The 11,434-nt window shown below is 45.4% G+C and carries 11 protein-coding genes, 7 tRNA genes and 1 pseudogene; 7 read left to right on the plus strand and 12 right to left on the minus strand.

Going from position 1 to position 11,434, the window contains the following annotated elements:
• Positions 1-2: 2 nt before the first annotated feature.
• The 12 genes from IQP38_RS12805 to lolB all read right to left on the minus strand — a co-directional run bounded on the left by IQP38_RS12805 (position 3) and on the right by lolB (position 5,452).
• Positions 3-84, minus strand: a tRNA-Leu gene (locus tag IQP38_RS12805).
• Positions 85-137: 53 nt separating this feature from the next.
• A tRNA-Gln gene (locus IQP38_RS12810) sits at positions 138-212 on the minus strand.
• Between the two features lie 30 nt (positions 213-242).
• Positions 243-327 (minus strand) — tRNA-Leu (locus IQP38_RS12815).
• A gap of 54 nt (positions 328-381) precedes the next feature.
• Positions 382-458: transfer RNA gene (locus IQP38_RS12820), tRNA-Met, on the minus strand.
• Positions 459-535: 77 nt separating this feature from the next.
• Positions 536-610: transfer RNA gene (locus IQP38_RS12825), tRNA-Gln, on the minus strand.
• Between the two features lie 32 nt (positions 611-642).
• Positions 643-727: transfer RNA gene (locus IQP38_RS12830), tRNA-Leu, on the minus strand.
• Positions 728-767: 40 nt separating this feature from the next.
• A tRNA-Met gene (locus tag IQP38_RS12835) sits at positions 768-844 on the minus strand.
• Between the two features lie 284 nt (positions 845-1,128).
• On the minus strand, positions 1,129-2,220 hold the full coding sequence (gene ychF, locus IQP38_RS12840) for a redox-regulated ATPase YchF (RefSeq protein WP_005393178.1): 1,092 nt from the start codon (positions 2,218-2,220) through the stop codon (positions 1,129-1,131).
• A 10-nt stretch (positions 2,221-2,230) separates the two neighbouring features.
• Positions 2,231-2,821 (minus strand): aminoacyl-tRNA hydrolase, encoded by a 591-nt coding sequence (pth, locus tag IQP38_RS12845; protein ID WP_005384112.1) that lies wholly within the window; start codon positions 2,819-2,821, stop codon positions 2,231-2,233.
• A gap of 151 nt (positions 2,822-2,972) precedes the next feature.
• Positions 2,973-3,917, minus strand: a complete 945-nt coding sequence (locus IQP38_RS12850; RefSeq protein ID WP_005393176.1) for a ribose-phosphate pyrophosphokinase — start codon at positions 3,915-3,917, stop codon at positions 2,973-2,975.
• Between the two features lie 27 nt (positions 3,918-3,944).
• Positions 3,945-4,817, minus strand: coding sequence for a 4-(cytidine 5'-diphospho)-2-C-methyl-D-erythritol kinase (gene ispE, locus IQP38_RS12855; protein WP_017634844.1), 873 nt, complete (start codon positions 4,815-4,817; stop codon positions 3,945-3,947).
• Positions 4,814-5,452 (minus strand): lipoprotein insertase outer membrane protein LolB, encoded by a 639-nt coding sequence (gene lolB / locus IQP38_RS12860; RefSeq protein WP_017634843.1) that lies wholly within the window; start codon positions 5,450-5,452, stop codon positions 4,814-4,816. Before lolB ends, ispE begins: the two co-directional genes overlap by 4 nt.
• Before the next feature lie 134 nt (positions 5,453-5,586).
• On the opposite strand from lolB, the gene hemA reads away from it, so the two are divergent.
• The 7 genes and pseudogenes from hemA to ushA all read left to right on the plus strand — a co-directional run.
• Complete coding sequence (gene hemA / locus IQP38_RS12865) at positions 5,587-6,843, plus strand: glutamyl-tRNA reductase (protein ID WP_005384104.1); 1,257 nt, start codon at positions 5,587-5,589, stop codon at positions 6,841-6,843.
• A gap of 29 nt (positions 6,844-6,872) precedes the next feature.
• Complete coding sequence (gene prfA / locus IQP38_RS12870; protein ID WP_005382222.1) at positions 6,873-7,961, plus strand: peptide chain release factor 1; 1,089 nt, start codon at positions 6,873-6,875, stop codon at positions 7,959-7,961.
• Between the two features lie 3 nt (positions 7,962-7,964).
• On the plus strand, positions 7,965-8,819 hold the full coding sequence (prmC, locus tag IQP38_RS12875) for a peptide chain release factor N(5)-glutamine methyltransferase (RefSeq protein WP_193837640.1): 855 nt from the start codon (positions 7,965-7,967) through the stop codon (positions 8,817-8,819).
• Positions 8,820-8,859: 40 nt separating this feature from the next.
• Positions 8,860-9,243 (plus strand): SirB2 family protein, encoded by a 384-nt coding sequence (locus IQP38_RS12880; protein ID WP_005382225.1) that lies wholly within the window; start codon positions 8,860-8,862, stop codon positions 9,241-9,243.
• Between the two features lie 5 nt (positions 9,244-9,248).
• On the plus strand, positions 9,249-10,058 hold the full coding sequence (locus IQP38_RS12885) for a SirB1 family protein (protein WP_005384098.1): 810 nt from the start codon (positions 9,249-9,251) through the stop codon (positions 10,056-10,058).
• Between the two features lie 53 nt (positions 10,059-10,111).
• Positions 10,112-10,963, plus strand: coding sequence for a 3-deoxy-8-phosphooctulonate synthase (gene kdsA, locus IQP38_RS12890; RefSeq protein ID WP_193837641.1), 852 nt, complete (start codon positions 10,112-10,114; stop codon positions 10,961-10,963).
• A 220-nt stretch (positions 10,964-11,183) separates the two neighbouring features.
• Positions 11,184-11,434: pseudogene (ushA, locus tag IQP38_RS26420) on the plus strand (bifunctional UDP-sugar hydrolase/5'-nucleotidase); the annotation flags it as partial.

Consider the following 11,434-nt stretch of genomic DNA (forward strand, 5'->3'; position numbering starts at 1 on the left):
GGTGCGGAAGGAGAGACTTGAACTCTCACACCTTGCGGCGCCAGAACCTAAATCTGGTGCGTCTACCAATTCCGCCACTTCCGCAACTTATTCTGTAGACATCAAGATAATTGGTAAAATCTCAATGTCATTGTATATGGCAGGGCTACCTGGATTCGAACCAGGGAATGGCGGCATCAAAAGCCGCTGCCTTACCGCTTGGCGATAGCCCTACATTGCTCTAATAAAAGAGACTTAAATAATGGTGCGGAAGGAGAGACTTGAACTCTCACACCTTGCGGCGCCAGAACCTAAATCTGGTGCGTCTACCAATTCCGCCACTTCCGCAACTTATTCTGTAGTTATCAAGGTAATTGGTAAAGACCTAAATAACGTTGTTCATGGTGGCTACGACGGGATTCGAACCTGTGACCCCATCATTATGAGTGATGTGCTCTAACCAGCTGAGCTACGTAGCCATCTTTTGGAGCGAGACAATATAAACCTTCACGCTCTCAGTGACAACCCCTTTTATAAAGGAATCGCACTTGAATAATGGCAGGTCTACCTGGATTCGAACCAGGGAATGGCGGCATCAAAAGCCGCTGCCTTACCGCTTGGCGATAGACCTGCAGGCAATAGTCACAATGACTATTTGAAATATGGTGCGGAAGGAGAGACTTGAACTCTCACACCTTGCGGCGCCAGAACCTAAATCTGGTGCGTCTACCAATTCCGCCACTTCCGCATCTATTCCTAACTGCTCTGATAAAAAGAACATTTAGGAATGGTGGCTACGACGGGATTCGAACCTGTGACCCCATCATTATGAGTGATGTGCTCTAACCAGCTGAGCTACGTAGCCAAAACCGTATTTTTTGTTCTCAACGCTTTGTTGCCTTGTCGTTGGGAACGGCGCGCATTATGCGAAGTTGAGTGAGATCCGTCAACAGTTTTTTTTAATAAATTTCGGAAAAAACCTCGTTCGCTTCCTTTTTAAACAAAGAGGCGTGTTTATGATCTAAAACTGGAAATAAATTAGCTTGCAGTTAGGTAATTTATTTTTGCTCATTTACTTAAGGTATTAAAAAAGCCAGCTTAGCAGCTGGCTTTTAGTGTAAATGAAGTGTTTAGAATTCATTCATTTAATTAAACATTGAAGCGGAAGTGTACAACATCACCATCTTTTACGATGTAGTCTTTACCTTCTAGACGCCATTTACCTGCGTCTTTTGCGCCATTTTCACCATTGAATTGGATGAAATCGTCGTAACCGACTACTTCTGCACGAATAAAGCCTTTCTCGAAGTCAGTGTGGATCTTACCTGCCGCCTGAGGTGCAGTTGCACCAACAGGGATTGTCCAAGCACGTACTTCTTTAACACCTGCTGTGAAGTAGGTGTGTAGAGTCAGTAGTTCGTAACCAGAGCGAATTACACGGTTTAGGCCCGGCTCTTCGATCCCCATATCTGCTAGGAATTCTTCGCGATCTTCATCTTCCAGTTCAGATAGTTCAGATTCGATAGCCGCACATACAGGTACAACGACATTGTTTTCTTTTTCTGCGAACTCACGAACCGCATCTAGATATGGATTATTTTCGAAGCCATCTTCGTTTACGTTTGCAATGTACATAGTTGGCTTCAGTGTTAGGAAGTTTAGATAGCCGATTGCTGCTAACTCTTCTTTAGATAGCTCAACCGTGCGTGCCATGCCGCCTTCAGTTAGTACTGGTAACAGTTTTTCTAGTACGGTTAGTTCAAATTTTGCGTCTTTATCGCCGCCTTTTGCCTTCTTCGCGTTACGTTGAATCGCTCGCTCACAAGAATCTAGGTCAGCCATTGCAAGTTCAAGGTTGATCACTTCGATATCTTCAATAGGTGAAACTTTACCTGAAACATGAACAATGTTTTCGTTTTCAAAACAACGTACAACGTGGCCAATCGCGTCTGTTTCACGGATGTTAGCTAGGAATTTGTTACCTAAACCTTCACCACGTGATGCACCAGCAACAAGACCAGCGATGTCCACGAACTCCATCGTCGTTGGAAGAACTCTCTGTGGGTTAACGATCTTAGCTAGTGCGTCTAGACGTAGATCTGGCACAGGAACCACACCAGTGTTTGGTTCAATGGTACAGAACGGGAAGTTTGCTGCTTCGATACCCGCTTTAGTTAGTGCGTTGAACAGAGTTGATTTACCTACGTTAGGTAGACCAACGATGCCACATTTAAAACCCATGATAGTAACCTTATTCAGCTTTGAACGTGTGGAGGCGATTTTGTGCTTTAGATAGGCCATCCTTAATCAGGATATCTAGACAACGAACAGCCTCGTCAGCTGCTGCATCTAAAAGCTCTTGCTCTTTAGCTGGCGCTTTACCTAATACAAAACCCGCCACTTTATCTTTGTGTCCCGGATGACCAATGCCAATACGAAGACGATAAAAATCTTTGTTATTGCCCAGTTTGCTAATGGTGTCACGCAGACCGTTGTGTCCACCGTGACCCCCACCTTTTTTAAACTTAGCGACACCTGGCGGTAAGTCTAGCTCGTCATGAGCAACCATGATCTCTTCAGGTTTAATTTGATAAAATTTCGCAAGCGCTGCGATCGATTTACCTGATAGATTCATGAAGGTGGTTGGGATAAGCAAACGGAGATCCTGGCCATTGACCATAATGCGTCCTGTTAGACCAAAAAACTTTGGTTCGTTCTTCAGTGTAACGTTGTGAACGCGTGCTAATTCTTCTACAACCCAAGCGCCCGCATTGTGACGAGTTCTGGCGTATTCTGGTCCTGGATTAGCAAGACCAACAAGAAGTTTGATTTGTTGACTCAAGGTTAGGATCTCTCTGGAATCTCAAAAAGCGCAGTATGATAGCACAGAAAACTCGCGGTGGGCGACCAAGGGATTTTCTAGTTATCAGTACAAATAAAAAAACACCCCAAAGAGGGGTGCTTTTGAAATCAGTGTAACTGAAATGTTCGTATTAGTTGAACATTGCAGAGATTGACTCTTCGTTGCTGATACGACGAATCGCTTCAGCCAGCATGCGAGATAGGCTTAGTGTTGTCACTTTACCTGTTGCAGCCATCTCTTTAGACAGAGAGATAGAGTCAGTTACGATAACTTGGTCAAGAACTGAGTTCTTGATGTTATCCGCAGCGTTGCCTGAGAATACTGCGTGAGTAGCGTAAGCGAATACACGCTTAGCACCGCGCTCTTTTAGTGCTTCAGCTGCTTTACATAGTGTGCCACCTGTGTCGATCATGTCATCAACGATCACACAGTCACGACCTTCAACATCACCGATTAGGTTCATTACTTCAGAAACGTTTGCACGTGGACGACGCTTATCTACGATTGCGATGTCGATGTCGCCTAGTGCTTTTGCTGTTGCACGAGCACGAACAACGCCACCTAGGTCAGGAGATACCACTACAGGGTTATCTAGACCGCGAGCCTGCATATCTTCAAGTAGCACTGGCGTGCCGAAGATGTTGTCTACAGGTACATCGAAGAAGCCTTGAATTTGCTCTGCGTGTAGGTCGATAGTTAGAACGCGGTCAACACCAACGTTAGATAGGAAATCAGCAACAACTTTTGCAGTAATTGGCACACGCGCAGAACGTACACGACGGTCTTGGCGAGCGTAGCCGAAGTAAGGGATAACTGCAGTGATACGGCCTGCTGAAGCACGGCGCATTGCATCAATCATAACAACCAATTCCATTAGGTTGTCGTTAGTCGGTGCACAAGTGGATTGAATGATGAAAACATCGCTACCACGAACATTCTCATTGATTTGAACTGCAACTTCGCCATCAGAAAAGCGAGAAACAGATGCATCACCAAGAGAGATGTAAAGACGATCAGCAATACGTTGGGCTAGTTCAGGTGTTGCGTTACCAGCAAATAGCTTCATATCAGGCACGGTGGAAACCTCGGGTTTGCGTCCAGTTTAAATAGGTCGGTGTGAGGCTGATTGGTATTCAGCCAAAGTCTCTTTTAATGGCGAAATATTGCGCCCTTGAGCGATAAATGCCGAGACTTTATCAGAGAGTTGTGCAAGGATAGTTTCTGCTTCAGATTTGCTCGAAAATTCAGCAAAAACGCAAGATCCTGTCCCCGTCAATCTTGACGGCGCGTATTGTAGCAGCCAAGAAAGTTGCTTATCAACCTCTGGGTAGAGCATTCGTACAATTTTTTCGCAATCGTTTACGCTTGGCGTATTTAAAAGTGTTTCTAGATCTCGTTTTGGGGTGTTTCGCGTTAGATCTGGATGACAAAAAACGTCGACGGTTGCGATAGATACATTGGGTCTGACGACTAAATACCACTTTTCTTCGGGATAAGCAGGAGAGAGTTTTTCACCAACACCTTCAGCAAAAGCTGCAAATCCGCGCACAAATACGGGCACGTCTGCGCCTAGTTTTAAACCTATTTCAGCCAGTTCGTCGTCAGTTAGATTCAGTTGCCATAAGTAATTCAGTGCCACTAATGCTGTAGCTGCATTCGATGAGCCCCCACCAATGCCTCCACCCATAGGCAGCACTTTCTGTAGCTCAATATGCGCGCCAAAAGGGCAGTTTGAGTAAGCTTGAAGCGCGGTTGCTGCTTTCCAAATTAAATTGTCTTGAAGAGGCACACCTTCTATCTCTGGAGAAATCGTAATATCACCAGAATGGTTCGCTTGAATGGTGAGCTCATCGCCGTGATCGACGAATTGGAATAAGGTTTGTAACTCGTGGTAGCCATTCTCTGTACGGCCGTTGATATATAGAAAGAGATTCAATTTCGCTGGTGATGGCCAGCGTGTTGAAAGTTCAATCATTGGGTGATGTTCCATTTTGTGATCACTAGATTTATTTTGACATCAGCTGTGGTGAGTTTCAGCTTATTTGGCAGAGGGAGAGACTGTTCATGCCATTGAACGTCGCCATATCGTTGATAAGCGATACTCCAATCATTTAAACCAATTTGTTTGTTTAACGCTTGCAGTGTATTGGTTGGAGACAGTTGGAATTTGTCGGCATCGGTCGGTAGACCTAATAGCCAGTCAGGCATGTGATCGACGGGCATCATCAACCCTGTAAGACGGTAAATCAGCTGATTAGCACTGCGAGAAGAAAGGACCTGATCATCGTAAGTTTCTACTGTGGCGCCTTGTGGGGTGATGGTGAGCTTTAATGCCGTTTGTCCGAGAATCGTTGTTAAACGCAACTGGCTTAGTGCTGAAGAATGTTTCCAGTAGAAGTTTAAATTTTGTCTTTGGTCTGGGCCAATATAACCAAGTTTCCCCGTTGCTTGAAAATCTTGGATGGTTTCGAGTCGCTGCTCATGAGCTTGCCATTCAACGCTGGTAACACTTTCAGGAACGGACGAACAACCAGCGAGCAGTAAGCTCGACAAGAAAAAAAGAATAAAGGAGCGTAACGTCATGTTTGATGGCTTATTAATCAGTTTCATCGGGAATCGCTCACAACTATAGCATTGAAAAGTCGCACTTAGGAAAACAAATCCGGCTTACCCTTTCAATAAATGCGTGCTTACAGTAAAATTCTGGACCTATTTTATAACCTATCCCAGAGATACCACGTTAGATGTCCTTGCTTGCTATTGGAATTAATCACAATACAGCGTCTGTCGACTTGCGAGAGAAGGTGGCGTTTGGTCCGGATAAACTCGGCCCTGCACTCGAGCAACTTAGAGAGCACGAAGCGGTTAACGGCAGTGTGATTGTTTCAACCTGTAACCGAACTGAGTTGTACTGCGATGTTAAGCAAGGAGCGCGAAACAAGTTGATCGATTGGCTTGCTCAATTTCATCAAGTGAGCCGCGAAGATTTAATGCCGAGTTTGTATGTTCATGAAGAACAAGCTGCAATAAAGCATTTGATGCGCGTATCGTGCGGTCTTGACTCTCTGGTGTTGGGTGAGCCTCAAATTTTGGGGCAGGTAAAGCAAGCATTTTCTGACTCGCGAGATCATCAAGCTGTCGATGCCTCGATTGATAAACTGTTTCAAAAGACGTTCTCAGTCGCCAAACGGGTAAGAACAGAGACAGATATTGGTGGTAATGCCGTGTCCGTGGCTTATGCGGCATGTACACTGGCAAAACATATTTTTGAGTCGTTATCAGATTCAACCGTGCTTTTAGTTGGTGCGGGCGAGACGATTGAATTGGTCGCGAAGCATTTAGCGTCCAACGGTTGCACAAAAATGATTGTCGCGAACCGCACTAAAGAGCGCGCGCAAGGCTTAGCGGACCAATTTGGCGCAGAAGTGATCAGTTTGAACGAAATTCCTGAACATTTGGCGAAAGCGGATATTGTGATTAGCTCAACGGCGAGCCCATTGCCTATTATTGGCAAAGGTATGGTCGAAACGGCTCTAAAGCAGCGCCGACATCAACCTATCTTGTTAGTCGATATTGCGGTGCCGCGAGATGTGGAGTCGGAAGTCGGTGAACTGAACGACGCATATCTGTATTCTGTTGATGACTTGCAATCTATCATCGACAGCAACATTGAGCAGCGTAAAGTCGAAGCGATTCAAGCTGAAGCGATTGTTAGTGAAGAAAGCGCTGCATTTATGACATGGTTGCGTTCACTGCAAGCCGTCGATAGTATTCGCGACTATCGCAAATCAGCCAACGAAATTCGTGAAGAGTTACTGAGCAAAAGTTTGCAATCTTTAGCGGCAGGCGCAGATCCGGAGAAAGTGCTGCGCGAGCTGAGTAATAAACTCACCAACAAACTGATTCACGCTCCAACTCGCGCATTGCAAAGTGCAGCAGAGCAAGGCGAACCAGCAAAATTAACGATTATCCGCCAAACACTTGGCTTGGATGATCTATAACTCACGCTTTTTATTAAGAAAACGACACTATGAAAGCCTCTATTCTGACTAAGCTAGAAACGCTAGTAGAACGTTACGAAGAAGTTCAACATCTTCTTGGTGATCCTGATGTAATTGGAAATCAGGACAAATTCCGTGCTCTATCAAGAGAGTACTCTCAGCTAGAAGAAGTAACCAAGTGCTTCCAAGCTTATCAACAAGCACAAGAAGATCTTGTCGCCGCTGAAGAGATGGCAAACGAAGACGACGAAGAAATGCGTGAAATGGCGCAAGAAGAAATCAAAGAAGCGAAAGCGACGATTGAGCGTCTTACTGATGAGTTACAGATTCTTCTTCTGCCAAAAGATCCGAACGATGATCGTAACTGTTTCCTAGAAATTCGTGCAGGTGCGGGTGGCGACGAAGCGGGTATCTTCGCGGGTGATCTATTCCGTATGTACAGCAAGTACGCAGAAAAGCGTGGCTGGCGCATCGAAGTCATGTCTTCAAACGAGGCAGAGCACGGTGGTTACAAAGAGATGATCGCGAAAGTAAGCGGCGACGGTGCATACGGCGTGTTGAAATTTGAGTCAGGCGGTCACCGTGTACAGCGTGTTCCTGCAACTGAATCTCAAGGCCGTGTGCATACTTCTGCTTGTACAGTAGCAGTAATGGCGGAAATCCCTGAAGCGGATCTGCCTGAAATCAAAGCAGCAGACCTGAAAATCGATACGTTCCGTGCATCTGGCGCGGGTGGTCAGCACGTTAACACCACGGATTCTGCAATTCGTATTACCCACTTACCAACGGGTACGGTAGTAGAGTGTCAGGATGAGCGTTCACAGCACAAGAACAAAGCGAAAGCAATGGCGGTTCTTGCTGCTCGTATCGTTCAAGCGGAAGAAGAGCGTCGTGCCGCAGAAGTGTCTGATACACGTCGTAACCTTCTAGGTTCTGGTGACCGTAGTGACCGTATTCGTACATACAACTACCCACAAGGTCGTGTGTCTGATCACCGTATCAACCTGACCATCTATCGTTTGAACGAAGTGATGGAAGGTGACCTGCAGAGCTTGATTGATCCTGTGATTCAAGAGCACCAAGCAGACCAACTTGCGGCGCTCGCAGAGAACGGCTAATCGATGAGCCAAGTTCAATCGATTGAGCAAGCACTGAAAAGTGCGACGGCGAAACTGGCAGAAGGCGGCAAAGAGTCGCCTTCTCTCGATGCAGCTGTACTCCTTTGCCATGTCCTTGGCAAACCACGAACTTACCTGCTGACCTGGCCAGAAAAAGCATTAGAAGCAGAGCAAAAATCTCAGTTTGACGCTCTACTTGAACGACGTTTAACTGGTGAACCCGTCGCTTATATTATTGGTGAGCGAGAGTTTTGGTCTTTACCATTCAAAGTTTCTCCCTCTACCTTGATCCCAAGACCGGATACAGAACGTTTGGTCGAAGTTGCACTCGATAAGACCTACGAGCAGACTGGGCCTATTTTAGATCTTGGAACGGGGACGGGAGCTATCGCCATCGCGCTTGCATCTGAAATGCCAAAGCGTCAAGTGATGGGCGTAGACCTTAAGCAAGAAGCGAAAGCACTTGCAGAGTACAATGCTGAGCAGCTAAACATCAAAAATGTGACCTTTGCTCAAGGCAGTTGGTTTGAGCCTATTACAGAAGGTACGAAGTTTGCTTTAATTGTCTCCAACCCGCCATATATTGATGAAAAAGATCCACATTTATCCCAAGGCGATGTGCGCTTTGAGCCAAAATCTGCATTAGTTGCTAAAGAGAATGGCTTAGCTGATATTCGTCATATCTCGGATCTTGCTCGTCAGTATCTTGAAGTGGGCGGTTGGCTGGCATTTGAACATGGTTATGATCAAGGTGAGGCGGTGCGTGAGATAATGCGTGGCTTTGGTTACCAACAGGTCACTACGGAAAAAGATTATGGCGGTAACGATCGAGTAACACTTGGTTGTCTGGCCAGTTAATCATGGAAGTCAGCAAACACTAACTAAAAAGAGAAGAAAAATGTACGTAGCTCTAAAACACATACACTTAGTGACGATCGCTCTCAGCGCGACGCTACTATCGATCCGATTCGTGTTAATGATGATGAACTCACCGAAGCGAAATAATCGCTTTTTGAAAGTGTTTCCCCACATCGTTGATACTGCATTGCTAGTGTCAGGTATCGCGCTTATTTTCATTACGGGTTTCATCCCGTTTACCGATGCCGCACCGTGGTTAACAAACAAAATCACCTGCGTACTGGCGTACATTGCGCTTGGATTCTTCTCATTGAAACTTGCGAAAAACAACCTACTGAAGATATTTGGCTTTTTCGGCGCATTAGGTTGGTTGGTCATGGCTGCAAACATTGCTGTGTCTAAGAGCCCTACGTTATTTGGATAGACGTCATGTTAGAGTTTTTTGACGAAGATTTTGACAATATACCGTTGGTGGAAGGTGCGCTTGAGCTAAACAAAGCGATTAACCCAGAAACCAAAGTACATTGGGCGAAACAAGAGTTAGAGCGTCTTTACAAAGATGCAGAAGCCACGCTTGTTCATGAAACCGATGAAGAGCAACGATTTGATGCATTCCTACGACTGTTTTTCCACGAGTGGGGGTTCAAAGGCGACGAGCAGGAATACTTTATTTCGGACAACAGCTTCATCGATAAAGTGTTGGAGCGCAGAAAAGGTATTCCTGTGAGCTTAGGTTCGATTTTGTTATACCTAGGCAAAAAGCTGGGGTTCCCGTTGAAGGGAGTTACTTTCCCTACTCAGTTCCTGTTAAAAGTCGATTGGATGCATAAGAAGCCAGACTACATCAACCCATTTAATGGTGAGTATGTAGGTGAAAGGATTCTTCAAGCTTGGCTTATTGGCCAGGAAGGACCGTTAGCTCAGCTAAAGCCTGAACATTTTGAGGAAGCTGACAACCCAACAATTATTGGTCGCTGGTTGGCATTGATTAAAAGTGCGATGTTGCGTGAAGAGCATTATACGCTGGCATTACGTTGTACAAATCTTGCTCTAACGTTTGTGCCAGATGACCCATACGAAATTCGTGACCGTGGTTTTATTTTCCAACAGCTAGAGTGCCCTCAAGTAGCGGTATCAGATTTTCAGTACTTTATTGACCAATGCCCTGACGATCCGGCTTCCGAGCTACTAAAATCACAAGTTAATGTGATGAGTGAAACGCACGTCACACTTCACTAATTTTATCGATGTGCCGAACTGTGGCGTATCGTGGACAGAAAAAGAGAATCAAAATGGAACAGAAAATCGTTAATATCGGCGACATTCAGGTTGCTAACGACAAGCCATTCACCCTATTTGCAGGTATGAACGTTCTTGAGTCTCGTGATCTTGCGATGCAGATCTGTGAGCACTACGTAAAAGTAACGGAAAAACTTGGTATTCCTTACGTATTTAAGGCGTCGTTTGACAAAGCAAACCGCAGTTCTGTTCATTCATACCGCGGTCCAGGTCTGGAAGAAGGTATGAAAATCTTTCAGGAGCTGAAAGACACTTTTGGTGTAAAGATCATCACGGACGTTCACACTGAAGCGCAAGCTCAACCTGTCGCTGACGTGGTAGACGTTATTCAGCTTCCTGCATTCCTAGCTCGCCAAACTGACCTTGTTGAAGCTATGGCCAAAACAGGTGCGGTTATCAACGTGAAGAAACCTCAATTTATGAGCCCTGGTCAAGTGGGAAACATCGTTGAGAAGTTCGTAGAGTGCGGTAACGACAAGATCATCCTATGTGAGCGCGGTTCTTGCCACGGTTACGATAACCTAGTTGTAGACATGCTTGGTTTTGGTGTGATGAAAAATGCTTCGAAAGGTAGCCCAATCATCTTTGACGTAACGCACTCACTACAAATGCGTGACCCATCAGGCGCAGCATCTGGCGGCCGTCGTGAGCAGACAGTTGAGCTTGCAAAAGCGGGTCTAGCGACAGGCATCGCAGGTCTATTTATCGAAGCGCACCCAAACCCAGACCAAGCGCGTTGTGATGGCCCATCTGCACTGCCTCTAGACAAGTTAGAGCCATTCTTAGCACAAATGAAATCGCTTGATGATCTGATCAAGAGCTTTGCAGATATAGATATCAAGTAAACGCCAGATGACTGGTGGTAACAAATACTATAGCCAACCGAGTGTTGGCTATTTTTTTATCTGAAAAGCCGTGAATTCTCAAACTTGTTACTGATGAATTTGTTATTGCTAAACAATGCATCATAATTATTAAATCAATGTGTTAGGGTGCACGTGGTTTTCAAATAGATCGAATGCTTAAAATGTGCTTCAGTAATCCCAATAAGAAAAAGGTAAATAAATGAATCAGCGTCTGATGATCAAAACTGTTTTGAGTGCCGCTATCTTGGCCTCGTTAGCTGGGTGTGCTACGCAACCTGCACCAGAATGGAATGCCGATACAACCTATAAATTGACCGTGTTGCACACTAACGATCATCATGGTCGCTTTTGGCAAAATCGATACGGTGAATATGGCATGGCGGCGCGTAAAACGTTAATCGATGATTTGCGCGAAGAAATACAGGCTGAGGGGGGCAGCGTGTTACTGCT

Source organism: Vibrio sp. OPT41, from assembly GCF_015163595.1.
GTDB classification, from domain to species: Bacteria; Pseudomonadota; Gammaproteobacteria; order Enterobacterales; family Vibrionaceae; genus Vibrio; species Vibrio alginolyticus.

Bases quoted from the DNA above. Each gene is read 5' to 3' on its own strand.
- IQP38_RS12885 (WP_005384098.1), top strand. From the start codon at position 9,249: ATGTTAGAGTTTTTTGACGAAGATTTTGACAATATACCGTTGGTGGAA.
- kdsA (WP_193837641.1), top strand. From the start codon at position 10,112: ATGGAACAGAAAATCGTTAATATCGGCGACATTCAGGTTGCTAACGAC.
- ispE (WP_017634844.1), bottom strand. From the start codon at position 4,817: ATGATTGAACTTTCAACACGCTGGCCATCACCAGCGAAATTGAATCTC.
- hemA (WP_005384104.1), top strand. From the start codon at position 5,587: ATGTCCTTGCTTGCTATTGGAATTAATCACAATACAGCGTCTGTCGAC.
- ychF (WP_005393178.1), bottom strand. From the start codon at position 2,220: ATGGGTTTTAAATGTGGCATCGTTGGTCTACCTAACGTAGGTAAATCA.
- IQP38_RS12880 (WP_005382225.1), top strand. From the start codon at position 8,860: ATGTACGTAGCTCTAAAACACATACACTTAGTGACGATCGCTCTCAGC.
- lolB (WP_017634843.1), bottom strand. From the start codon at position 5,452: ATGAAACTGATTAATAAGCCATCAAACATGACGTTACGCTCCTTTATT.
- prfA (WP_005382222.1), top strand. From the start codon at position 6,873: ATGAAAGCCTCTATTCTGACTAAGCTAGAAACGCTAGTAGAACGTTAC.
- prmC (WP_193837640.1), top strand. From the start codon at position 7,965: ATGAGCCAAGTTCAATCGATTGAGCAAGCACTGAAAAGTGCGACGGCG.